A 22860-nucleotide genomic window follows, 5' to 3' on the forward strand; every position below is an offset into this window, starting at 1 on the left:
GCCGAAAACGCCGTTGACCGCTAGTTTTCCCCGCGCTGGGAACCACTGACCCCTTTGGTTGCCAGCGACACCACGTTTCACAGCTGCGGTGGTGCGCCCCGCCCGCCGTACTAGGGACCTGAGGAGAACTGGTGCCGCTCCCGTCACTGACCCCCGAACAGCGCGCTGCCGCGCTGGAGAAGGCCGCGGAGATCCGCAAGGCCCGTGCTGAGCTGAAGGAGCAGCTCAAGCAGGGCAAGACCACCCTCGCCACCGTCCTCGAGCGGGCCGAGTCCGACGACGTCGTGGGCAAGCTGAAGGTTTCGGCCGTGCTCCAGGCGATGCCGGGCATCGGCAAGATCCGAGCCACCCAGATCATGGAGAAGCTCAAGATCGCTGACAGCCGTCGGCTGCGTGGCCTGGGCGAGCAGCAGCGCAAGGCGCTGCTTGGAGAGTTCGCCGCCAACTGAACGGCCCACCGTGTAGAAACAAGCGGTGAGCACGGATGACGAGGCGCGCCCGGCGGCTCGGCTCACTGTCCTGGCCGGACCTTCGGGGGCCGGCCGGGAGAGTGTCGTCGAGCTGGTCCGGGCGCGCTTTCCGTCCGTGTGGGTGCCGGTGGCCGCAACCACCCGGCCGGCCTGCCCCGGCGAGGTGGACGGCGTCGACCGGCTCTTCGTCGGCGCGGGCGACTTCGACCGGATGGTCGCGGCCGACGAGCTGCTGGAGTGGAGCCGGATCGGGCCCCACCGGCGCGGGGTGCCGCGCGCGGGCGTGCGGTCCCGGCTCGCCGAGGGGCGACCCGTGCTGCTTCCGCTGGACCTGCCCGGCGCGCTCGCCGTCCGGGCCGTGGCGCCGGACGCGCGGCTGGTGCTGCTCACCCCGCCCGCGTACCGGCCGGACCCCGCCGTCGCGGCCGCCTTCGCACACGCCGTCGTACACGACCGGACCGAGCGCGCGGCCGAGGAGCTGGTAGGCTTGCTCGGTTCTTCCTTCCTGGCTCCGGCCCGACCGCGCCCGAGCGGTTGAGAGGCCACCGCTCCTGAGAGGCCACCGCCCCCGGGCGGTGCACAACGACGCAGAGGTTAATTCGTGGGATCCATCGCCAACCCCGAAGGCATCACCAACCCGCCGATCGACGAGCTCCTCGAGAAGACCACCTCGAAGTACGCGCTGGTCATCTTCGCCGCCAAGCGCGCGCGCCAGGTCAACGCCTACTACAGCCAGCTCGGTGAGGGCCTGCTGGAGTACGTCGGCCCGCTGGTGGAGACCACCCCCCAGGAGAAGCCGCTCTCCATCGCCATGCGCGAGATCAACGCGGGTCTGCTCACCGCCGAGCCGACCGACCAGCCGTAAGCCCCGCCCGCGCCGATGGCCGCCGAGATCGTCCTCGGGGTCGGTGGCGGCATCGCCGCCTACAAGGCGTGTGAGCTGCTCCGGCTCCTCACCGAGTCGGGTCACCGGGTCCGGGTCGTGCCGACCGCGTCGGCGCTCCGTTTCGTCGGGGCGCCGACCTGGGCCGCGCTCTCCGGCCAGCCGGTCGCCGACGACGTCTGGTCCGACGTGCACGAGGTGCCGCACGTCCGCCTCGGGCAGCACGCCGACCTGGTCGTGGTGGCGCCCACCACCGCCGACCTGCTCGCCAAGGCCGCCCACGGCCTCGCCGACGACCTGCTCACCAACACCCTGCTGACCGCGCGCTGCCCGGTGGTGCTCGCGCCGGCCATGCACACCGAGATGTGGGAGCACCCGGCCACCGTCGCCAACGTGGCCACCCTGCGGTCCCGCGGCGTCCTGGTGATCGAGCCCGCGGTCGGCCGGCTCACCGGCAAGGACACCGGCAAGGGCCGGCTGCCCGACCCGGCCGAGATCTTCGCGGTCGCCCGCCGGGCCCTGGCCCGCGGCGGCGCCGCCCCCGCCGACCTGGCCGGGCGGCACGTGGTGGTCACCGCCGGCGGCACCCGGGAGCCGCTCGACCCGGTCCGCTTCCTCGGCAACCGCTCCTCCGGCAAGCAGGGCTACGCGTTCGCCCGCGCCGCCGTGGCCCGGGGCGCCCGGGTCACCCTGGTCTCGGCCAACGTCGCGCTCGCCGATCCGGCCGGGGCGGACCTGGTCCGGGTGGGCAGCACCGAGGAGCTGCGCAAGGCGACCCTGGAGGCGGCCGCCGACGCGGACGCCGTGGTGATGGCCGCCGCGCCCGCCGATTTCCGCCCGGCGACGTACGCGCCCGGTAAGATCAAGAAGTCGGACGACGGCAGCGCGCCCACGATCGAGCTGGTCACCAACCCGGACATCGCGGCCGAGCTGGGCCGGCGCCGGCGACCGGAGCAGGTGCTGGTGGTCTTCGCCGCGGAGACCGGCGACGCCGAGGCCAACGGCCGGGCCAAGCTCGCCCGCAAGCGCGCCGACCTCATCGTGATCAACGAGGTCGGGGTGGACAAGGTCTTCGGGGCCGAGACCAACGCCGCCACCGTGATCGGGGCGGACGGGTCGGTGCACCGGATGCCCGAGCAGCCCAAGGAGGACCTGGCCGACGCCGTCTGGGACCTCGTGGCCGCCCGGTTGCCGGGGCGGTCCTGACGGTTGGTCACTCTCCGGTTCGCCGGGTCACCCTGGGAGCACGGTGACTAAACTGCCGCCGAGCGACCTTTAAAAGTCTTCACATGCTTAGGAGTGCCGTGACACGTCTCTTCACGTCCGAATCGGTCACGGAAGGCCACCCGGACAAGATCGCCGACCAGATCAGTGACGGCATTCTCGACGCACTGCTCGCGCAGGACCCGCACAGCCGCGTGGCGGTCGAGACCCTGATCACCACCGGCCAGGTGCACGTCGCCGGCGAGGTGACCACGAAGGCGTACGCCGACATCCCCACCATCGTGCGGGACACCATCCTGTCGATCGGCTACGACTCGTCGAAGAAGGGCTTCGACGGCGCCTCCTGCGGCGTGAGCGTCTCCATCGGCGCCCAGTCGCCGGACATCGCGCAGGGCGTCGACAACGCGTTCGAGCTGCGCACCGGATCGTCGGAGAGCGCGTTGGACGCGCAGGGCGCCGGCGACCAGGGCATGATGTTCGGCTTTGCCTGCTCCGAGACGCCCGAGCTGATGCCGCTGCCGATCGCGCTCGCCCACCGGCTGGCCCGCCGGCTCGCCCAGGTCCGCAAGGACGGCACGATCCCCTACCTGCGGCCCGACGGCAAGACCCAGGTGACGATCGAGTACGACGGGCTGCGCCCGGCGCGGCTCAACACCGTCGTGGTCTCCAGCCAGCACGCGGCCGACATCTCGCTCGAATCGCTGCTCACGCCGGACGTCCGCGACCACGTCATCACCCCGGAGCTGGAGGGCCTCGGCCTGGACACCGAGGGCTACCGGTTGCTGGTCAACCCGACCGGGCGCTTCGAGATCGGCGGCCCGATGGGCGACGCCGGCCTCACCGGCCGGAAGATCATCGTCGACACCTACGGCGGCTACGCCCGCCACGGCGGCGGCGCGTTCTCCGGCAAGGACCCGTCCAAGGTGGACCGCTCGGCGGCGTACGCGATGCGCTGGGTCGCCAAGAACGTGGTCGCCGCCGGCCTGGCCGAGCGCTGCGAGGCGCAGGTCGCGTACGCCATCGGCAAGGCCCACCCGGTGAGCCTCTTCATCGAGACCTTCGGCACCGAGACCGTGCCGGTCGCCTCGATCGAGAAGGCCGTCGCCGAGGTCTTCGACCTGCGCCCCGCCGCGATCATCCGGGACCTCAACCTGCTCCGCCCGATCTACCAGCAGACCGCTGCCTACGGTCACTTCGGCCGCGAGCTGCCGGACCTGACCTGGGAGAGCACCGACCGGGCCGCCGACCTCAAGTCGGCCGCGGGAGCCTGACCGGCGCCAGGCGCGGCGACCGGCGACCCGCCGAGGGGTCGCCGGTCGCTCGCGTCTGCGTGGACGTGCCCCTGCCGCACCTCGACCGGCCCTTCGACTACCTCGTCCCCGACACCCTGGACGCCGACGCCCGGCCCGGGGTGCGGGTGAAGGTCCGCTTCGCCGGGCAGCTCGTCGACGGCTGGCTGCTGGAGCGCGTCGCGGAGTCCGCGCACCCGAAGCTGGCGTACCTGGAGAAGGTCGTCTCCCCGGTGCCGGTGCTGGCGCCGGAGGTGGCCGCGCTGGCCCGCGCGGTCGCCGACCGCTACGCCGGCAGCCTCGCCGACGTGCTTCGGCTCGCCGTCCCACCCCGGCACGCCCGGGTCGAGAAGGACGTCACGGCGACCGACACGGCCGACACGGACGACACCCCGGGCGAGGTGGCCGACCCCACGCCGGTCGACCCGCGGGGCTGGCGCGACTACCCGGCCGGGCCGGCCCTCCTGCGCGCCCTCACCGCCGGCCGGGCGCCCCGGGCCGTCTGGTCCGCGCTGCCCGGCGAGGACTGGGCCGACCGGTACGCCGACGCCGTGGCGGCCACCGTGGCCGGCGGCCGGGGCGCGGTGGTCGTGGTGGCCGACGCCCGGGACCTGGACCGGCTCGACGCGGCCCTGACCGCCGTCCTCGGGCCGGGACGGCACGCCTGCCTCTCCGCGGCGGCCGGGCCGGCCCGCCGCTACCGCGCCTTCCTCGCGGCCCGGCGCGGCGACGTGCCCGTGGTGATCGGCACCCGGGCGGCCATGTTCGCCCCGGTCGAGCGGCTCGGCCTGGTCGCCGTCTGGGACGACGGGGACGACCTGCACGCCGAGCCGAGGGCGCCCTACCCGCACGCCCGGGAGGTGCTGCTCACCCGCGCCCAGCTCGGGGGGACCGCCGCCCTCGTGGGCGGCTACGCCCGCACCGCCGAGGCCCAACTGCTGGTGGAGACCGGCTGGGCCCGCGAGGTGGCCGCCGACCGGGCGACCGTGCGGGCCCGCATGCCGGCGATCGCGCCGACCGGGGACGACCCGCACCTGGCCCGGGACCCGGGGGCCGCCACCGCCCGGCTGCCCAGCCTGGCCTGGACGACCGCCCGGGACGCGCTCCGCGCCGACCTGCCGGTGCTGGTGCAGGTGCCCCGCCGCGGCTACCTGCCCTCGGTGGCCTGCGCCGAGTGCCGGGCCCCGGCCCGCTGCCCGCACTGCGCCGGACCGCTGGGCCTGCCGTCGGCCGACGGGGTGCCCGCCTGCCGCTGGTGCGGGCGGGTCGCCGCCGCGTACGCCTGCCCGGAGTGCGGGGGGCGGCGGCTGCGCGCGTCGGTCACCGGCGCCCGGCGGACCGCCGAGGAGCTGGGCCGGGCGTTTCCCGGGGTGCCGGTGCGCACCTCGGGGCGGGAGGAGGTGCTCGCGGCCGTGCCGGCCGGCGCCGGTCTGGTGATCGCCACCCCGGGCGCGGAGCCGGTGGCCGAGGGCGGCTACGGGGGGGTGCTGCTGCTCGACTCGTGGGCCCTGCTCACCCGGGCCGACCTGCGGGCCGGGGAGGAGGCGCTGCGCCGCTGGCTGGCCGCCGCCGCGCTGGCCCGGCCCGGTCCGGCCGGCGGCCGGGTGGTGGTGGTCGCCGACGGCGCGCTCGCGCCTGTGCAGGCGCTGCTGCGCTGGGACTCGGCCTGGTTCGCCACCCGGGAACTGGCCGAGCGCCGCGAGCTGGGCTTCCCGCCGGCGGTGCGGATGGCCAGCGTCACCGGCGTGGCCGACGCGGTGGCCGACCTGCTGGCCGGCACCCGGCTGCCGGACGGCGCCGAGGTGCTCGGCCCGGTGCCGGCCGACGAGGGGCGGGAGCGGATGCTGGTCCGGGTGCCCCGGGCCCGGGCCGCCGCCCTGGCCGGGGCGCTGCACGCGGCCGCCGGGCAGCGCAGCGCCCGCAAGGCGGCGGACCCGGTCCGGCTCCAGATCGACCCGCTCAGCCTGTTCTGAGCGCGCCGGCCGCCCGTGACGTGCCGCACCCGGGCCGTCGCGTACGGTCGTGAGCAGCGGTTTGTCGCACACCTCGTGCGGCAAATGGGTGGAGAACGCGTGATAGCGTTGCCCGTCATGCCCAGGCGCACGACGGCTCACGGTCGCGGCGCGGCGAAGCGGGAGCGCGTCGAGCCGACGCGGATTCGATGATGTCAATCAGCCGGTGATCAGGGGTGGACCAGTCGTGACCGTTCGTCAGTCGATCGTCTTCAACGGTGACCTCGGCAGCGGCAAGAGCACCGTTTCCGTCGAGATCGCCAAGCGGCTGGGGCTGCGCCGGGTGAGCGTCGGCGACCTCTACCGCCAGATGGCGCAGGAGCGGCAGATGACCGCCCTCCAGCTCAACCTGCACGCCGAGCTGGACCAGGCCGTCGACGGCTACGTCGACCAGCTCCAGCGGGACATCGCCGCCTCCGGCGAGAGCCTCGTCATGGACTCCCGGCTGGCCTGGCACTTCTTCACCGACGCGCTCAAGGTGCACATGATCACCGAGCCGACCGAGGCGGCCCGGCGGGTGCTGGCCCGCCCGTCCGGCCCGGCGGAGAGCTACACCTCCATGGAGGAGGCGAAGGCCAAGCTCCGCGAGCGCAGCGAGAGCGAGCGCAACCGGTTCATCGTGCGCTACGGCGTCGACAAGGCCCGCCTGCGCAACTACGACCTGGTCTGCGACACCACCCGGGCCACCCCCGAGCAGGTGATCCAGCACGTGATCGACGTCTACGAGGGGCGGCTCGGCGCGGAGGTGCTGCGCGACGGCCAGCCGCTGCTGCTGCTCGACCCGGCCCGGGTCTACCCGACCGAGGACATCGCCACCCTGCGCGGGCTGTGGGACTCGGAGTTCGTCGGCGAGGTGGCCGGGTCCGGCGACGAGGCCCTGGAGCCGCTGACCATCGGCTACACCGGCGAGTACTTCTTCGTGGTCGACGGCCACCGCCGGCTCAGCGCCGCCCTGCAGAGCGGCTTCCCGCTGGTCCCCGCCCGGCTGGTCGCCGAGGTCGACGAGCCGGTGGTCGGCGGGCTGAGCGCGGTCGACTTCTTCGCCGCCCAGGCCCGGCCCAGCCTGATCCACGACTGGGAGGCCGCGCACGGCCTCGCGCTGCCGCTGCCCGAGCACGCCCTGCTGGGCGGGGACGCGGTGCTGGCCGGGGAGCCGGGCACCGGCGCCTGACCGGCCGCGGGCGCGGCGAGGGGATCGCCCGATCCGGCGGACCGGAGCATGATGAAGGTCTCCGATGCCTGGGGAGGCCGACCGTGGATGCTGCTGACGCCCTCGCGCTGCTGATGTCGCCCTCGGGTCGGGTCGACCCGTACCCGACGTACGAGCGGCTGCGCGCGCACGGCACGGTGGTCCAGGCCGGGCCGGTCTTCTACGTGGTGACCGGCTACACCGAGGCCGACGCGATCCTCCGCGACGCCCGGTTCGGGGTGATGGACGACGACCTGCGCGACCAGCTCCTGCCCGGCTGGCGGGAGAGCCCCGCGGTCCTGTCGATCTCCCGGTCGATGCTGCGCACCAACCCGCCCGACCACAGCCGGATGCGCCGGCTGGCGGCGGGGGCCTTCACCCCGCGCCGCATCGCCGCCATGCGCGAGGTGGTCGAGGCGCAGGCCGACCGACTGATCGACGGGATGCTGGAGCGCGGCCGGGACGGCGCGCCGGTCGACTTCATGGCCGAGTTCGCGTACCCGCTGCCGGTGGGGGTGATCTGCGCGCTGCTCGGGGTGCCGGCGGCCGACCGGCCGTTGTTCCGGCGCTGGGCCACCGACCTGACCGGCGTGCTGGAGCCCGAGATCACCCCCGAGGAGCTGGCCGTGGCCGACCGGGGCGCGGGTGAGTTGCGCGACTACTTCACCCAGCTGGTGGCGGCCCGCCGGCGCGCCCCGGCCGACGACCTGACCACCGCGCTGGTCCAGGCGCACGACACCGACGGTGACCGGCTTTCGGGCGACGAGCTGCTGGCGAACCTGATCGTGCTGCTGGTGGCCGGCTTCGAGACGACCACCAACCTGCTCGGCAACGGCCTGGTGGTGCTTCTCGACCATCCCCGCGACGCGGCGGCGCTGCGCGAGCACCCCGAGTTCGCGCCCGGCTACGTCGAGGAGCTGCTGCGCTACGACTCCCCGGTGCAGCTCACCTCCCGGATGAGCACCGAGCCGGCCCGGCACGGCGGCGTGGACCTGCCGGCCGGGAGCTGGCTCATCGTGATGCTCGGCGCGGCCAACCGGGACCCGGGCCGCTATCCGGAGCCGGAGCGGTTCGACCCGTGGCGCCCGCAGGTGCACCCCCTGTCCTTCGGCGCCGGCCCGCACTACTGCCTCGGCGCGGGCCTGGCCCGGCTGGAGGCGCAGGTGGCGTTCCCGCTGCTGTTGCGCCGGCTGCCCGGCCTCGCCCTGGCCGGGCGCGGGGAGCGGCGGGTCCGGCTCACCCTGCGCGGATACGCCACCCTGCCGGTCACCGTGGGTGACGGGGCGTCGTCGGTCACCGATCGCGGTACGCCGGCCGGGGCGACCGGATCGACTCCGTAGACTGGTACGGCACAACCCGTCCCAGACAAGGAGCCACTCCGCGTGACCGTCCAGCCCATCCGTCTGTTCGGCGATCCGGTTCTGCGCACGCCGGCCGACCCGGTCGTCGACTTCGACGTCGAGCTGCGCAAGCTGATCGCCGACCTGACCGACACGATGCGCGAGCAGAGCGGCGCCGGCCTGGCCGCGCCGCAGCTCGGGGTGGGCCTGCGGGTGTTCACCTTCGACGTCGACGACGTCCTGGGGCACCTGGTCAACCCGGTGCTGGAGTTTCCCGACGAGGAGGAGCAGGACGGCCCGGAGGGCTGCCTGTCCATCCCGGGGCTCTACTTCGACACGAAGCGCCGGCAGAACGTCATCGCCAAGGGCTTCAACGGCTACGGCGACCCGCTGCAGATCGTCGGCACCGGCCTGATGGCCCGCTGCGTGCAGCACGAGACCGACCACCTCGACGGGGTGCTCTTCGTCGACCGGCTCGACCCGGCCGGTCGCAAGGAGGCCATGAAGGCGATCCGCCAGGCCGAGTGGTACGACGAGGCCGCCCCGCCCACCGTCAAGCTCAGCCCGCACGCCGCCGCCAACCCGTTCGGCCTGGGGCGGTGACCCGGATGCGCCTGGTCTTCGCCGGCACGCCGGCCGTCGCGGTCCCCGCGCTGGACGCGATCGCCGCCTCCGCCCACGACCTGCTCGCCGTGGTCACCCGCCCCGACGCGCCCGCCGGCCGGGGGAGGGGCCTGCACCGCTCCCCGGTCGGTGCCTGGGCCGACGCGCACGGCGTCGAGGTGCTCACCCCGGCCCGGCCGCGCGAGCCCGAGTTCCTGGACCGGCTCCGCGAGCTGGCTCCGGACTGCGTGCCGGTGGTCGCCTACGGCGCGCTGGTGCCGCCGGCGGCGCTGGAGATCCCGCGGCTCGGCTGGATCAACCTGCACTTCTCGCTGCTGCCGGCCTGGCGCGGCGCGGCGCCCGTGCAGCACGCCGTGCTGCACGGCGACGAGCTGACCGGGGCCAGCGTCTTCCAGCTGGAGGAAGGGCTGGACACCGGCCCGGTCTACGGCACCGTCACCGACGAGGTGCGGCCCGCCGACACCTCCGGCGACCTGCTGGAGCGGCTCGCCCACTCCGGCGCCGGGCTGCTGGTCGCGGTGCTCGACGCGCTGGCGGCCGGCACCGCCCGGGCCGAGCCGCAGCCGGCCGACGGGGTCTCCCTGGCGCCGAAGCTGACCGTCGAGGACGCCCGCGTCCGCTGGGCCGACCCGGCCTTCGCGGTGGACCGCCGGATCCGCGCCTGCACCCCGGCCCCCGGCCCGTGGACCACGTTCCGGGGCGACCGGGTCAAGCTCGGCCCGGTCAGCGCGGTGGCCAACGGCCCGGAGCTGAAGCCGGGCGAGCTGCTGGTGGAGAAGTCGCGGGTGCTGGCCGGCACGGGCACCGTCCCGGTGCAGCTCGGCGAGGTGCGCGCGGCCGGCAAGAAGGCCATGTCGGCCGGCGACTGGGCGCGCGGCGTCCGGGTCGCCGCCGGCGAGGTGCTCGCATGACCGGGCCGTCCGGGCCCCGGGGCGACCGCTCGCGCGAGGGGCGCTTCGGCGCCGACCGGCGCGGTGGCGTCCGGCGGCCGGTCCGGCCGTCCGTCGACCTGCCCCGGCACGTCGCGTTCCAGGCGATCGCGGCGGTGCACCGGGACGACGCGTACGCCAACCTCGTGCTGCCGGCCATGCTGCGCGACGAGGGGTTGTTTGGCCGGGACGCCGCCTTCGCCACCGAGCTGACCTACGGCACGCTCCGGCACACCGGCACCCTGGACGCGATCATCACGGATGCGGCCGGCCGGGACGTGCAGCGGATCGACCCGCCGGTGCGCGACGCGCTGCGGCTCGGGACGTACCAGCTCCTGCACACCCGGGTGCCGGCGCACGCGGCCGTCTCGTCCACCGTGGACCTCGTCCGGACCGTGGGCCCCGCGGCCACGGGCTTCGCCAACGCGGTGCTCCGCGAGGTGGCGAGCCGCGACGTCGACGGCTGGGTGGCGAAGCTCGCCCCGTCCGAGGAGACCGACCCGATCGGCCACCTCGCGCTGGCGTACAGCCACCCGCAGTGGATCGTGCGGGCCTTCGCCGAGGCGCTCGGCGGTGACCTGCGCGAGACGGCCCGGCTGCTCATGGAGGACAACGAGCGCCCGCCGGTGCACCTGTGCGCCCGGCCCGGGCTGGCCGACCCGGTGGCGCTGGCCGACGAGGTCGGCGGGGCGCCCGGCGCCTTCTCGCCCTACGCGGTCTACCTTTCCGGCGGCGCGCCGGGTGAGCTGGCGGCGGTGGCCGAGGGGCGCGCGCACGTCCAGGACGAGGGCTCCCAGCTGGTGGCGAACGCCCTCGCGGTGGCGCCGCTGGACGGCCCGGACGGCCGCTGGCTCGACCTGTGCGCCGGCCCGGGCGGCAAGGCCGGCCTGCTCGGCGCCCTGGCCGCGGAGCGCGGCGCCCGGCTCACCGCGGTCGAGGTCGCCGAGCACCGGGCCCGGCTGGTCGAGCAGGCCACCCGGGGCCTGCCGGTCGCCGTGCTGCACACCGACGGGCGCACGGTCGGGGCCGATCCGAAGCTGCCGGAGGGGCACTTCGACCGGGTTCTGGTCGACGCCCCGTGCACCGGCCTCGGCTCGCTGCGCCGGCGGCCGGAGTCCCGCTGGCGCCGCCAGCCGTCGGACCTGCCGCCGCTGACCCGGTTGCAGCGGGAGTTGCTCACCGCCGCGCTGCGCGCCGTCCGGCCGGGCGGCCTGGTCGCCTACGTGACCTGCTCGCCGCACACCGTGGAGACGCATGTGACGGTGACCGAGGCGTCCCGCCGGTGCGGCTTCCCGGTCGACTTCGTCGACGCCCGCCCGCTGCTGCCCGCCGGCATGCCGGGGCTGGGGGACGGCCCCACGGTCCAGCTGTGGCCGCACCGGCACGGCACGGACGCCATGTTCCTGGCGGTGCTGCGCAGGGGCTGAGCGCGGGCCCGGCCGACGGGCCGAATGTCCAGAGGTGGACCACAAAAGCGGGACCGGCGACGCCGGTCCCGCTTTGTGTCATGTGACATCTCCGTTGACTCTTACATCGATACATGTAACTGTCCGAGCACCGGTCCGCCGACGCGGAGGCTCCCACCGGGGCCCACGGGTCGCGCCCACCCCGCCAGCACGTCCCGCCGACCCCCACGAGGAGTCCCCATGAGACGCAGAACGCCGACCGCGGGCCTCGCGCTCGCCCTCTTCGCCGCCGTGACGGCGACCCTGGCCGCCCCCGCCCCGGCGAGCGCCGCCCCCGCGCTCGCCGCCGCCGCGCCGGACATCTCGGTCACCAACGTCCAGGCCCACCTCACCCAGCTCAACAGCATCGCGAGCAGCAACGGCGGCAACCGGCGGGCCGGCTCGGCCGGCTACACCGCCTCCGTCAGCTACGTGAAGGCCAAGCTCCAGGCCGCCGGCTACACGGTCTCCGAGCAGGTCTGCACGACCTGCACCTACCGGTCGAACAACCTCATCGCCGAGTGGCCGCAGGGCCCGGCCGACCAGGTCGTCATGTTCGGCGCGCACCTGGACAGCGTCTCCGCCGGCCCGGGCATCAACGACAACGGCTCCGGCTCGGCCACCCTGCTGGAGAACGCGCTGGTCCTGGCCGGTCAGAACCCGAGCATGACCAAGCGGGTGCGGTTCGCCTGGTGGACCGACGAGGAGCAGGGCCTCAACGGCTCGGAGTTCTACGTCAACTCGCTCAGCGCCACCCAGAAGGGCTACCTCAAGGGCTACTACAACTTCGACATGGTGGGCTCGACCAACGGCGGCTACTTCATCAACCGGCTCACCTCCACCACCGCCGCGCCGCTGAAGGCGTACTGGGACTCGCTGAACCTCCAGCCCGAGGAGAACGTCGAGGGCCAGGGCCGCTCCGACGACTACTCCTTCCAGCAGGCCGGCATCCCCACCTCCGGCTACGCGGCCGGCGCCAGCGCGCGCAAGACCAGCGCCCAGGTGAGCAAGTGGGGCGGCACCGTCAACTCGGCGTACGACCCCTGCTACCACCGCTCCTGCGACACCACCGCCAACATCAGCGCGACGGTGCTCAACCGCAGCGCCGACGGTGTGGCGTACGCGATCTGGCAGCTCGCGGTCGGTGGCGGCACCCCGACCAACGACTTCTCCGTCGCGGTGAGCCCCACCTCCGGCAGCGTCGCCCGGGGCGGCTCCACCACCGCGACGGTCAGCACCGCCACCACCAGCGGCAGCGCCCAGACGGTGAGCCTGTCGGCCACCGGCGCCCCGAGCGGGGTGACGGTGAGCTTCAGCCCGCCCTCGGTCACCTCGGGCGGCTCGGCCACCATGACGGTCAGCGCCTCCGCATCGGCGACCACCGGCACCTTCACCATCACGGTCAACGCGACCGGCTCGGTCACCCGCACCACCGCCTACAGCCTCACGGTGACCGGCACCGGCGGCTGCGCCGGCGGCCAGCTCATCGGCAACAGCAGCTTCGAGTCGGGCAGCACGCCGTGGACGGCCACCTCCGGCGTCATCACGAACTCGACGAGCCAGGCGGCCCGGACGGGCTCCTACAAGGCGTGGCTCGACGGCTACGGCAGCACCCACACCGACACGCTGTCGCAGTCGGTGAGCATCCCGGCCGGTTGCGCCAGCTACACGCTGTCCTTCTGGCTGCACATCGACACGGCGGAGACCACGACGAGCACCGCGTACGACAAGCTGACCGTGCAGGTCGGCACGACCACGCTCGCGACGTACTCGAACCTCAACAAGGCGAGCGGCTACACCCAGCGCAGCTTCAACCTGGCGGCGTACGCCGGGCAGACCGTCACGCTGAAGTGGACCGGGGTGGAGGACGCCTCGCTCCAGACCAGCTTCGTCGTCGACGACGTGACGCTGCAGGTCGGCTGAGCAACCCGGGCGGGGTGGACCTGCGGGTCCGCCCCGCTCCCGCTCAGGTGACCGGCAGCGCCCGGCTGCCGCCGCCCTTGAGCGAGCGGGTCAGCGTCCGGTCCGAGACCCAGAGGAAGCACTGCACGCCGCGGTCGCCGTCCTGCCACTCCTCCTCGTAGGGGTGGTAGATGATCGTGCCGGCCCGGTAGACCATGTCGCTGTTGTCGGGCACCTTGACGTATTTCGCGATCAGCCCGCGGCAGCCCTTGTGCGCCCGGAGCGTGGTGCGCTGGAACTCGGCGTAGCTGAGGTCGGGGAACCGGAAGACCCCGACGAACTCGGCGTGGTGCTTGGCGGTGCAGGCGACCGGCCGCATCTCCTCCACCTCGCCCTTGCTGAGCTTCGGGTTGAAGCACCCCAGCGCCAGGGGCGAGCCCGCCTTCAGGGCGTTGCGCAGGCTGCCGCGTCGCGCCACGATGCTGCCGTCGTCCAGGCTGGCGACCTCGGCGGCGTCGCACCGGAACCAGCGGGCCCCGCCGGTCCAGGCCGGGGCCGACGGGAAGACCACCGACAGCCGCAGCCGCCCCGAGCGCCACTCGGCGCCGACGGCCTTGTTGACCTGCTTCGCGCATTCGGCGTGCGCGGTCCGGGCGCCGGTCGACCCGGCCCGCGGGGGAGCGCCGCGCCCGGCGTCCGGGCCGGTCAGGGTGCCCACGTACAGCGTCTCGGCGCGGTGCGCGGCGGCGCAGTCCACCGGGTTCCAGCCGCTGAGGTAGCCGACGTCCTGGACCGTGGGGTGGCAGGCGCCGGACTGGGGCAGGAAGGCCACGGGGGCGCCGAAGGCGGGCCAGTCGTCGGCCAGGTCGCGGTCGACCCCGGCCGGCGCGCCGCAGCCGCCGAGCGCCAACACCGCCGTGACACCCACGGCGACCGCCGCCCACCATCGCCGCATCCCGACCGACCTCCCCGTCGTCCGTGGTCGCCCGACCGGCGCGGAGCACCGGGTACGCCTCGGCGGTGCAGCATACGACACCGGGGCTCAGCTGACCGGCAGTCCCTCCGGGCCGGCCCCGCGCACCGACCGGGTCAGCTTCCGGTCGTCGCTCCACAGGAAACAGCGCACCCCCCGGTCGCCCTCCTCCCACTCCCGCTGCGACGGCGGGTAGAAGATCGAACCGGCCCGGTACGGCAGGTCGGCGTTGTTCGGCACCGCGGCGAAGGCGGCGATCAGCGCCATGCAGCGGCGGTGCACCTCGGGGGCGGCCCGGGTGAAGTCCGCCCAGCTCATGTCCCGTTCCTCGAACACGCCGACGAACTCGGCGCGGTGCGGCTCGGTGCAGAGCACCGGGGCCATGTAGTTCAGGTTGTCGCCGATCAGCTTCGGGTCGAAACAGCGGTGCACCAGTGGGCTGTCGCCCACCATGGCGCCGCGCAGGCTGCCCACCCGGTTGATGGGCCGGGTGTTGTCGATGCTGTCGGTCTCAGCGAGGTCGCAGCGGAACCAGCGGGCGCCGCTCACCCAGGCGGTGACCGGGGGCAGCGCGATGTTCAAGGTGAGCCGGGCGGAGTGCCAGTCCCCGCCGATCACCTCCCGGGCCCGCTGGTCGCACTCGGCGCGGGCGGTGCGCAGCCCGGGCGAGCCCGGTTCCGGCCGCGCGCCCTCCGCCGCCGGCCCGGTGAAGGTGCCCACGTGCACCGTCTCGGCCAGATGGCTGCCCGCACAGTCGACCGTCTCGTAGGTGGCGGCCTGCACCACGGCGGTGAGCCGGGACAGGCAGGCGTCCGTGGCGGGGACGAACAGGCGCGGCGCCGGCAGCGCGGCCCAGTCGTCGGTGAGGTCCCCGTCGGCCCGTTGCGGTGGGACGCAGCCGGTCAGGGCCACCGTCGCCGTGCCGGCCAGCGCCAGCGCCAGGAGCCACCGTCGCATCGTCCGCCCTTCCCGGGAGATGACAGCCGGTCGCCGCGGCGCGTGCGGCGTTCCCCGCGACCGGGCGTGCAGCATACGTGACAGTCCCTGTAGGAGTTTCGTCCTGTTTCGATCGTTCGGCCAGCCGCGGATGACTTTTCGTGTCGTCTTTCCGCGCCGGACCGGCCGATTCTGCACGGCGGGTCACGTCGGGGTCACAGCGGGCTCCCGGCGGTGCCGCGCTGCGGACGCCGGGTGAGCGCCTTCGTACACTGGCCCCGTGACCGTACCGCCGCTGATCGTCGCGCCCAGCATCCTGGCCGCCGACTTCGCCCGCCTCGCCGACGAGGTCCGCGCCGTCGAGCACGCCGCGGACTGGTTGCACGTGGACGTCATGGACAACCACTTCGTGCCGAACCTGACCATCGGGCTGCCGGTGGTGCAGAGCCTGCGGGCGGCCACCCAGCTTCCGTTCGACGTGCACCTCATGATCGAGGACCCGCGGCGCTGGGCGCCCGGGTACGCCGACGCCGGGGCGTACAACGTGACGTTCCACGCCGAGGCGTGCGACGACCCGGTGGCGCTGGCCAAGGACCTGCGCTCGGCCGGCGCGAAGGCGGGGCTGGCGATCGACCGGGACACCCCGATCGAGCCGTACCTGGACCTGCTGCCGAGCTTCGACACGCTGCTGATCATGACGATCAAGGCCGGCTTCGGCGGCCAGCGGTTCATCCCCCAACTGCTCGACAAGGTGCGCGCCGCCCGGCGGCACGTCGCGAGCGGCCACCTGGAGCTGCGCATCGAGGTGGACGGCGGGATCGCCGCGGACACCATCGAACAGGCCGCCGCGGCGGGCGCCGACGCCTTCGTGGCCGGCACCGCGGTCTACGGGGCCGACGACCCGGCCGAGGCGGTCCGCCGGCTGCGCGGCCTGGCGGAACGCGCAGCGACCGGGGTCTGACCATGGACCCGGCCGGCGACCGACCCGACGTGATCCTGGTCGTCGACGACGACGAGGACATCGCCCGCTTCGTCGAGTTCAACCTGCGGTTGCACGGCTTCGAGGTGCTGCACGCCGGCGACGGCCAGGAGGCCCTGGAGGTCATCGAGCGGCACCGGCCGGACCTGGCCGTGGTCGACCTCATGATGCCGCGGATCGACGGGCTGGAGCTGACCCGCCGGCTGCGCGCCGACCCGATGACCTCCGCCCTGCCGGTGATCATGCTGACCGCCAAGGGGATGACCTCCGACAAGGTCAACGGCCTCAGCGCGGGCGCCGACGACTACCTGGTCAAGCCCTTCGACACCGCCGAGCTGGTCGCCCGGGTCAGCTCCACGCTGCGCCGCAACAAGGAGTTCCGGGAGGTCTCCCCGCTGACCGGGCTGCCCGGCAACAGCCGGATCCGGCGGGAGATCAGCGACCGGGTGCGCAGCGGCGTCGACTACGCCGTCGGCTACATCGACATCGACCGGTTCAAGAGCGTCAACGACCGCTACGGCTTCGTCCGCGGCGACGAGTTCATCTCGGCGCTCGCCCGCAGCCTGCACCGGGCGGTGGTCTCGATCGGCCTGCCGCCGGCCTTCCTCGGCCACGTCGGCGGCGACGACTTCGTCATCGTGTGCACCCCGTCCCAGGTGCGGCCCCTGACCAGCCGGGCCGTGGTCGACTTCGAGAAGGCCGCCGACGCCCTCTACGACCCGACCGACCGGGAGCGCGGCTTCGTCGAGCTGAAGGACCGGCGGGGCAACATCCGCCGCGCCGCCCTGGTCACCCTCTCCATCGGCGTCTCCCTCTCCGACGCCGGCAAACGCTTCACCGACCCCCTCGAGGCGATCGCCGTGGCCTCCGAGATGAAAACGGTCGCCAAGAGCCAACCCGGGTCGTACGTCGCGGTCGACCGCCGGCGGGGCGTGACGTGACGATCCGACCCGTGCTGTGAAGTAGCTCGCCTCTGTGGCGCGACCCGCCTCGCGACGTGTAAGACTTCCGGTGTAACCCACCACGCGCTGGCGGGGCTCGGTGAAATTCCGAACCGGCGGTGATCCACGGTCCGACCGTGGTAAGCCCGCGACCCGGACGGCTTCGGCCGGACGGTGGACCTGGTGAGAATCCGGGGCCGACGGTTGGGTGCGGCTCGTCCGCCCCCAGAAAGTCCGGATGGGAGACAGCGCGCGGGACGGGGAGAGCCCTGCCGGGCGCTGAGCACCCTCAGCCGCCGCGTGGGCTCCCCGGGGCCGGCTGTGCCGTCCCCGGATCTCCGCCGCCGCGTGTCCGCGGCACCCGTGCCGTTCTGTCCCCGACCCGCCCGCGCGCGACCGGCGAGCGAGAGGGCAGGGCTGGCGATGGCGAGCGTCTCCGTGGACGAGGCGATGCGTCGTGCCATCGCGCTGGCCGCCCGCGGCCTCGGCGCCACCAGCCCCAACCCCGTGGTCGGCTGCGTCCTGCTCGACGCCGACGGCGAGGTCGTCGGCGAGGGCTTCCACGCCTACGCGGGCGGTCCGCACGCCGAGATCGTCGCGCTGGCCCAGGCCGGCCGGCGCGCCCGCGGCGGCACCGCCGTCGTCACCCTGGAACCGTGCGACCACACCGGCCGCACCGGCCCCTGCAGCCACGCCCTCATCGCGGCCGGCGTCGCCCGCGTGGTGGTCGCCGTCCCGGACCCCAACCCGGTCGCCTCCGGCGGCGCGGCCACCCTGCGCGCCGCCGGCGTCCAGGTCGACCTGGGGGTACGCGGCGACGAGGCCGAGGCCGGCAACATCGCCTGGCTCACCTCGATGCGCCGTGGCTGGCCGTACCTCATCTGGAAGTACGCGGCCACCCTCGACGGGCGCTCCGCGGCGGCCGACGGCACCAGCATGTGGATCACCTCCGAGGCGGCCCGGATCGACGTGCACGCCCTGCGCGGCACCGTCGACGCGGTCATCGCCGGGGTGGGCACCGTGCTCGCCGACGACCCCCGGCTCACCGCCCGCAACCTGCGCGACGGCACCCTGGCCATCCGGCAGCCGCTGCGGGTGGTGGTGGACAGCTCGGGGCGTACCCCCGCCGAGGCCCGGGTCCGCGACGGCGCCGCCCGGACCTGGGTGGCCACCGCCGCGGAGGTCGGCGCCGGCCCGGACGGCCGGGTCGACCTCGCGGCGCTGCTCGCGGAGCTGCACCACCGCGGCGTGCGGGCCGCGCTGCTGGAGGGCGGCCCCACCCTGGCCGGCGCGTTCCTCGCCGCCGGCCTGGTCGACAAGGTCGTCGGGTACGTCGCGCCGAAGCTGCTCGGCGCCGGCCCGACCGCGCTGCTGGACGCCGGCGTGACCACCATCGCCGACGCCATCGACCTGGAACTCACCGACGTTACGCAGGTCGGCCCCGACCTGCGGATCACCGCGCTGCCCCGGAAGAGGGAGGCCTGACATGTTCACCGGCATCGTCGAGGAACTGGGCGAGATCGTCCGGACCACGGAGACCGGGGGTGACTCGGCGCTGGTCGCGGTCCGCGGCCCGCTGGTCACCTCGGACGCCCGACACGGCGACTCCATCGCGGTCAACGGGGTCTGTCTCACCGTGGTCGACGTCGACGGCGGGATCTTCACCGCCGACGTGATGGGGGAGACGCTGCGCCGCACCGCGCTCGGCGCGCTGCGCCCCGGCGACCCGGTCAACCTGGAGCGGGCCGCCGCGTTGAACAGCCGCCTCGGCGGTCACCTGGTGCAGGGGCACGTCGACGGGGTCGGCGAGGTGCTGTCCCGGGAGCCGGCCGCGCAGTGGGAGACGGTCCGCTTCCGGCTGCCCGCCGGGCTGTCCCGCTACGTGGTGGAGAAGGGCTCGATCACCGTCGACGGCATCTCGCTGACCGTCGCGGAGGTCGGCGACGACTGGTTCTCGGTCGGGCTGATCCCCACCACCCTGAAGCTCACCACCCTCGGCGCCAAGGGCGTCGGCGACCCGGTGAACCTCGAGGTGGACGTGCTGGCCAAGTACGTCGAGCGGCTGCTCGGCGACCGCGCGGCCGGAGGTGTCCGGTGACGGGCCCGCTCGGCTGGCTGCTCGACGCCCAGGTGCACGTGGCCGGCTCGCCGGTGCTGGTCCGGGAGATCGTCGGCAACGTCTTCGGCCTCGCCTCCGCGCTGCTCGGGCTGCGCCGGGTGGTCTGGGCCTGGCCGGTCGGCATGATCGGCAACGCGCTGCTGTTCACCGTCTTCCTCGGCGGGGTGTTCGCCACTCCGCAGGCGCACGACCTCTACGGCCAGGCCGGCCGGCAGGTCTTCTTCTTCGCGGTCAGCGTCTACGGCTGGTGGCGCTGGTCACGCAACCGACGCTCCGGCGGCGGCGAGCACCCGGCGGTCACCCCGCGCTGGGCCACCTGGCGGGAGCGGCTCGGCCTGCTCGCCGCCGCGGCGGTCGGCACCGCGGCCGCGTACCCGGTGCTGGCCGCGCTCGGCTCCTGGGGGCCGCTGCCGGACGCCTGGATCCTGGTCGGCAGCCTGCTGGCCACCTACGGCATGGCCCGCGGCTGGGTGGAGTTCTGGCTGATCTGGATCGCCGTCGACGCGGTCGGCGTGCCGCTGCTGCTCCAGGGCGGCTTCTACCCGTCGGCCGCCATGTACCTGGTCTACGGCGGGTTCTGCCTCGCCGGCCTGTACGCCTGGTGGCGCACCTCCCGCGCGACCCCGCCCTCCCGCACCCCGATCCCGCCGACGTACTCGGAGGCCGTGGCATGAGCAGCACCTTCGGCAGCATCGAGCAGGCGGTGGCGGACATCGCCGCCGGCCGGCCCGTCGTGGTGGTCGACGACGAGGACCGGGAGAACGAGGGCGACCTGATCTTCGCGGCCGAGCTGGCCACTCCGGAGCTGGTCGCGTTCATGGTCCGCTACACCTCCGGCTACATCTGCGTGCCGCTCACCGAGAGCGAGTGCGACCGGCTGGACCTGCCGCCCATGCACCACACCAACCAGGACCGGCGGGGCACCGCGTACACGGTGACCGTGGACGCGCGGGAGGGGGTCAGCACCGGCATCTCCGCGGCCGACCGCTCGCACACCATCCGGCTGCTCGCCGCCGCGTCGACCGGCCCGACCGACCTGGCCCGCCCCGGGCACGTGGTGCCGCTGCGCGCCCGCCAGGGCGGGGTGCTGCGCCGCCCCGGGCACACCGAGGCGGCCGTGGACCTGACCCGGCTGGCCGGGCTGCGCCCCGCCGGGGTGCTCTGCGAGCTGGTCAACGACGACGGCACCATGATGCGCCTGCCCGACCTGGAGAAGTTCTGCGCCGAGCACGGGCTGACCCTGATCACCATCGCCGACCTGATCGCCTACCGGCGGCGCACCGAGAAGCAGGTCGAGCAGGTCGCCGAGGCGCGGATGCCCACCCCGTACGGGGTGTTCCGGGCGCTCGGCTACCGCGCCGAGCACGACACCGCCGAGCACGTGGCGCTCGTCATGGGCGACCTGGGTGACGGGCGGGAGGTGCTCGTGCGGGTGCACTCCGAGTGCCTCACCGGGGACGTGTTCGGGTCGCTGCGCTGCGACTGCGGCCCGCAGTTGCAGGCCGCGCTGGCCCGGGTGGCCCAGGAGGGGCGCGGCGTGGTGCTCTACGTCCGCGGGCACGAGGGGCGGGGCATCGGCCTGCTGCACAAGCTCCAGGCGTACCAGCTCCAGGACCAGGGCCGGGACACCGTGGACGCCAACCTCGACCTGGGGCTGCCAGCCGACGCGCGGGACTACGGGACCGGCGCGCAGATCCTCTACGACCTCGGCGTCCGCTCCATGCGGCTGCTGACCAACAACCCGGCCAAGCGGGCCGGCCTGGAGGGCTACGGCCTCACGGTGAGCGGCCGGGAGGGGCTGCCGGTGCGGTCCAACCCGGAGAACGTGCGATACCTGCGGACCAAGCGGGACCGGATGGGCCACCTCCTGGAGGGGCTGGACGAGGTGACCGAGGCGCCGATGGGCCGCCCGGTCGCCGGCGACGAGATCGGAGCGTAGACATGGCGGGATTCGGCGAACCGGGTGTGACCGCGGTGGACGCCAGCGGGCTGACCGTCGGCATCGTGGCCGCACGCTGGCACGGCGACCTCACCGACCACATGGTCGACCGGGCGGTGGCCGCCGCCGAGGCGTCCGGCGCACAGTCCGTGGTGGCCCGGGTGGCGGGCTCGGTCGAGCTGCCCGTGGTGGCCCAGGCGATGGCGCGCCGGTACGACGTGGTGGTCGCCCTCGGCGTGGTGGTGCGGGGCTCCACCGCGCACTTCGACTACGTCTGCCAGTCGGTCACCGAGGGGCTGACCCGGGTGGCGCTGGACGAGGGCAAGCCGGTGGCCCACGGGGTGCTCACCGTGGAGACCATCGAGCAGGCCCGGGACCGGGCCGGGCTGCCCGGCTCGGCGGAGGACAAGGGCTGGGCGGCCACGGTGGCGGCGCTGGACGCCGCGCTGGCCATCCGTGGCCTGGACGCCGCGAGCGGCCACCGCGTCGGCTTCGCCTGACCCGGCCGCACGCCGCTCGGCCTGGCGCTGTCGGCCCGGCCACGGGTCCTCACCGCCTTTCGAGCTGATGTCACCAACGACTCGCCGCCACCCCGCCGGACAGCCTTGACACCTCGCACCGCCCGGGCGTCGGGGTGCCGGCGCCGCCCGTGCCGAGTCGTTACCGACGTCAGGTCGAAAGGCACACCCCGGGCTACCGCCCGGCTTCGGAAGCCCGCCGCTGCTGCCCCTGGCCTCCGCTCCGGCTGCCGGCTGAGCCCATCCTGCGGTGAACGGCGGTGGCCGTCCGGCGCCGGGCGGGCCGCTGAGCTGAACGGATTGCCGGTGGTCGAGGTCGAGCGGGTGGTCCTAACCGGTGGTGGTGTCGGCGGCGGCCCCGACCGGCGCCGCGCCGGTCGCACGCGCAGAGCCTGGCACGGGCCGTGCAATCGGCTCGGGTCCGGCGGTCGGGACGGTGAGCCGGCGGCCGGTGAGCAGGTAGCCGGCGACGGCCGTCAGCAGCACCCCGATCGCGGCATAGAGCAGTCGGTAGTCGACCAGGCCGACCACCAGGGCGCCCGACCCGATCGCCACGGCCTGCGGTCCGCTGGCCAGGGCGTCCAGCGCGGCCGCGACGCGTCGGTCCCCGTTCCCTTCGGCGACGGTGGGGCCGTCGACCTCGGGCACGCCCCAGGCCATCAGCCGTACCGGCCGGGAGCCGGGCGGGCGGGCCGCTGGGTCGCCGAGCCGGTCCAGGTGGCGGGCGAACAGCGCGCGCAGCTCCTCCTGGAGCTCCTGGAGTTCGTCGGCGGTGTACCAGCTGACGAACTGGGTGAAGTAGCCGGCGTCCCGCCACTCGGGGGACTGCTGCCGGCGGGCCGCCATCCAGTCCCAGAGCTTGCGGTACTCCAGGTCGAGCAGGACCCGGGCGGCCGCGTCGCCGGCGCGTGCCAGCTCGGGGCCCTCCTCGCCGTTGCCCCAGCGGTGGCCGTCGGTGACCCAGCCGCCACGGCCGTTGCCGCCGCCGGCCTCGGTGACGAACCCGTACCGGGCGAGCTGGCGCAGGTGCCAGGAGCAGTTGGCGGGACTTTCGCCGACCCGCTCGGCCACCTCGGTGGCGGTCAGCGGGCCGTGCACGCCAGCGAGACGTCCACCATGTGGTCGGCGGCCCGCCGCGCCGGACCCGG

At 74.5% G+C, this 22860-nt stretch carries 22 protein-coding genes and 1 riboswitch; of the genes, 19 read left to right on the forward strand and 3 right to left on the reverse strand.

Annotated elements, in window-relative coordinates; all coding sequences use genetic code 11:
- Window positions 1-131: 131 nt before the first annotated feature.
- The 12 genes from mihF to ABZS80_RS29025 all read left to right on the forward strand — a co-directional run bounded on the left by mihF (window position 132) and on the right by ABZS80_RS29025 (window position 13328).
- Window positions 132-449: an integration host factor, actinobacterial type gene (mihF, locus tag ABZS80_RS28970; RefSeq protein WP_013285515.1), complete on the forward strand. Its 318-nt coding sequence runs from the start codon at window positions 132-134 to the stop codon at window positions 447-449.
- Window positions 450-474: 25 nt separating this feature from the next.
- A complete protein-coding gene (locus ABZS80_RS28975) occupies window positions 475-1008 on the forward strand; it encodes a guanylate kinase (RefSeq protein ID WP_355060764.1) in 534 nt (177 codons plus the stop codon).
- Between the two features lie 63 nt (window positions 1009-1071).
- Window positions 1072-1335 carry a DNA-directed RNA polymerase subunit omega gene (gene rpoZ, locus ABZS80_RS28980; RefSeq protein WP_007075826.1) on the forward strand — a complete coding sequence of 88 codons (264 nt, stop codon included), beginning with the start codon at window positions 1072-1074 and terminating at the stop codon, window positions 1333-1335.
- A 15-nt stretch (window positions 1336-1350) separates the two neighbouring features.
- Window positions 1351-2559, forward strand: coding sequence for a bifunctional phosphopantothenoylcysteine decarboxylase/phosphopantothenate--cysteine ligase CoaBC (coaBC, locus tag ABZS80_RS28985; protein WP_355060766.1), 1209 nt, complete (start codon window positions 1351-1353; stop codon window positions 2557-2559).
- A gap of 83 nt (window positions 2560-2642) precedes the next feature.
- Window positions 2643-3848 carry a methionine adenosyltransferase gene (gene metK / locus ABZS80_RS28990; protein ID WP_151461592.1) on the forward strand — a complete coding sequence of 402 codons (1206 nt, stop codon included), beginning with the start codon at window positions 2643-2645 and terminating at the stop codon, window positions 3846-3848.
- A gap of 59 nt (window positions 3849-3907) precedes the next feature.
- On the forward strand, window positions 3908-5839 hold the full coding sequence (locus tag ABZS80_RS28995; RefSeq protein WP_355060769.1) for a primosomal protein N': 1932 nt from the start codon (window positions 3908-3910) through the stop codon (window positions 5837-5839).
- 226 nt (window positions 5840-6065) lie between these two features.
- Window positions 6066-7049 carry an AAA family ATPase gene (locus ABZS80_RS29000; RefSeq protein WP_355060771.1) on the forward strand — a complete coding sequence of 328 codons (984 nt, stop codon included), beginning with the start codon at window positions 6066-6068 and terminating at the stop codon, window positions 7047-7049.
- A gap of 83 nt (window positions 7050-7132) precedes the next feature.
- Window positions 7133-8407, forward strand: a complete 1275-nt coding sequence (locus ABZS80_RS29005; RefSeq protein WP_355060773.1) for a cytochrome P450 — start codon at window positions 7133-7135, stop codon at window positions 8405-8407.
- 42 nt (window positions 8408-8449) lie between these two features.
- Entirely contained in the window at window positions 8450-9010 is a 561-nt protein-coding gene (gene def / locus ABZS80_RS29010; protein WP_355060775.1) for a peptide deformylase, read from the forward strand.
- Window positions 9011-9015: 5 nt separating this feature from the next.
- Window positions 9016-9942, forward strand: a complete 927-nt coding sequence (gene fmt, locus ABZS80_RS29015; protein WP_355060843.1) for a methionyl-tRNA formyltransferase — start codon at window positions 9016-9018, stop codon at window positions 9940-9942.
- Window positions 9939-11387 (forward strand): transcription antitermination factor NusB, encoded by a 1449-nt coding sequence (locus ABZS80_RS29020; RefSeq protein WP_355060777.1) that lies wholly within the window; start codon window positions 9939-9941, stop codon window positions 11385-11387. The genes fmt and ABZS80_RS29020 overlap by 4 nt, the downstream gene beginning before the upstream one ends.
- A gap of 219 nt (window positions 11388-11606) precedes the next feature.
- The gene (locus ABZS80_RS29025) at window positions 11607-13328 is read left to right on the forward strand and encodes a M28 family peptidase (RefSeq protein ID WP_355060779.1); all 1722 of its coding nucleotides are present in this window, start codon (window positions 11607-11609) and stop codon (window positions 13326-13328) included.
- Window positions 13329-13371: 43 nt separating this feature from the next.
- Here the strand turns inward: ABZS80_RS29025 and ABZS80_RS29030 are convergent, their stop codons facing one another.
- Together ABZS80_RS29030 and ABZS80_RS29035 are read right to left on the reverse strand one after the other, a co-directional pair.
- A complete protein-coding gene (locus tag ABZS80_RS29030; protein ID WP_355060781.1) occupies window positions 13372-14262 on the reverse strand; it encodes a septum formation family protein in 891 nt (296 codons plus the stop codon).
- Between the two features lie 87 nt (window positions 14263-14349).
- Window positions 14350-15237, reverse strand: a complete 888-nt coding sequence (locus ABZS80_RS29035) for a septum formation family protein (protein ID WP_355060783.1) — start codon at window positions 15235-15237, stop codon at window positions 14350-14352.
- Between the two features lie 259 nt (window positions 15238-15496).
- Between ABZS80_RS29035 and rpe the strand changes: the two genes are divergently transcribed.
- The 7 genes from rpe to ribH all read left to right on the forward strand — a co-directional run bounded on the left by rpe (window position 15497) and on the right by ribH (window position 21694).
- A complete protein-coding gene (gene rpe / locus ABZS80_RS29040; protein WP_151461600.1) occupies window positions 15497-16177 on the forward strand; it encodes a ribulose-phosphate 3-epimerase in 681 nt (226 codons plus the stop codon).
- A 2-nt stretch (window positions 16178-16179) separates the two neighbouring features.
- The gene (locus ABZS80_RS29045) at window positions 16180-17136 is read left to right on the forward strand and encodes a response regulator (RefSeq protein WP_151461601.1); all 957 of its coding nucleotides are present in this window, start codon (window positions 16180-16182) and stop codon (window positions 17134-17136) included.
- A gap of 82 nt (window positions 17137-17218) precedes the next feature.
- A riboswitch (FMN riboswitch) is annotated at window positions 17219-17390 on the forward strand.
- A 169-nt stretch (window positions 17391-17559) separates the two neighbouring features.
- Window positions 17560-18621: a bifunctional diaminohydroxyphosphoribosylaminopyrimidine deaminase/5-amino-6-(5-phosphoribosylamino)uracil reductase RibD gene (gene ribD / locus ABZS80_RS29050; RefSeq protein ID WP_355060786.1), complete on the forward strand. Its 1062-nt coding sequence runs from the start codon at window positions 17560-17562 to the stop codon at window positions 18619-18621.
- A 1-nt stretch (window position 18622) separates the two neighbouring features.
- Window positions 18623-19234, forward strand: a complete 612-nt coding sequence (locus tag ABZS80_RS29055; RefSeq protein ID WP_355060788.1) for a riboflavin synthase — start codon at window positions 18623-18625, stop codon at window positions 19232-19234.
- The gene (pnuC, locus tag ABZS80_RS29060; RefSeq protein WP_355060790.1) at window positions 19231-19929 is read left to right on the forward strand and encodes a nicotinamide riboside transporter PnuC; all 699 of its coding nucleotides are present in this window, start codon (window positions 19231-19233) and stop codon (window positions 19927-19929) included. Before ABZS80_RS29055 ends, pnuC begins: the two co-directional genes overlap by 4 nt.
- Window positions 19926-21194, forward strand: coding sequence for a bifunctional 3,4-dihydroxy-2-butanone-4-phosphate synthase/GTP cyclohydrolase II (locus ABZS80_RS29065; protein WP_355060792.1), 1269 nt, complete (start codon window positions 19926-19928; stop codon window positions 21192-21194). Before pnuC ends, ABZS80_RS29065 begins: the two co-directional genes overlap by 4 nt.
- A 2-nt stretch (window positions 21195-21196) precedes the next feature.
- On the forward strand, window positions 21197-21694 hold the full coding sequence (gene ribH / locus ABZS80_RS29070; RefSeq protein ID WP_355060794.1) for a 6,7-dimethyl-8-ribityllumazine synthase: 498 nt from the start codon (window positions 21197-21199) through the stop codon (window positions 21692-21694).
- Window positions 21695-22042: 348 nt separating this feature from the next.
- Here the strand turns inward: ribH and ABZS80_RS29075 are convergent, their stop codons facing one another.
- Window positions 22043-22810, reverse strand: coding sequence for a helix-turn-helix domain-containing protein (locus ABZS80_RS29075; RefSeq protein ID WP_355060796.1), 768 nt, complete (start codon window positions 22808-22810; stop codon window positions 22043-22045).
- Between the last annotated feature and the right edge of the window lie 50 nt (window positions 22811-22860).

Source organism: Micromonospora sp. NPDC005305, from assembly GCF_040607315.1.
Classification (GTDB): Bacteria; Actinomycetota; Actinomycetes; order Mycobacteriales; family Micromonosporaceae; genus Micromonospora.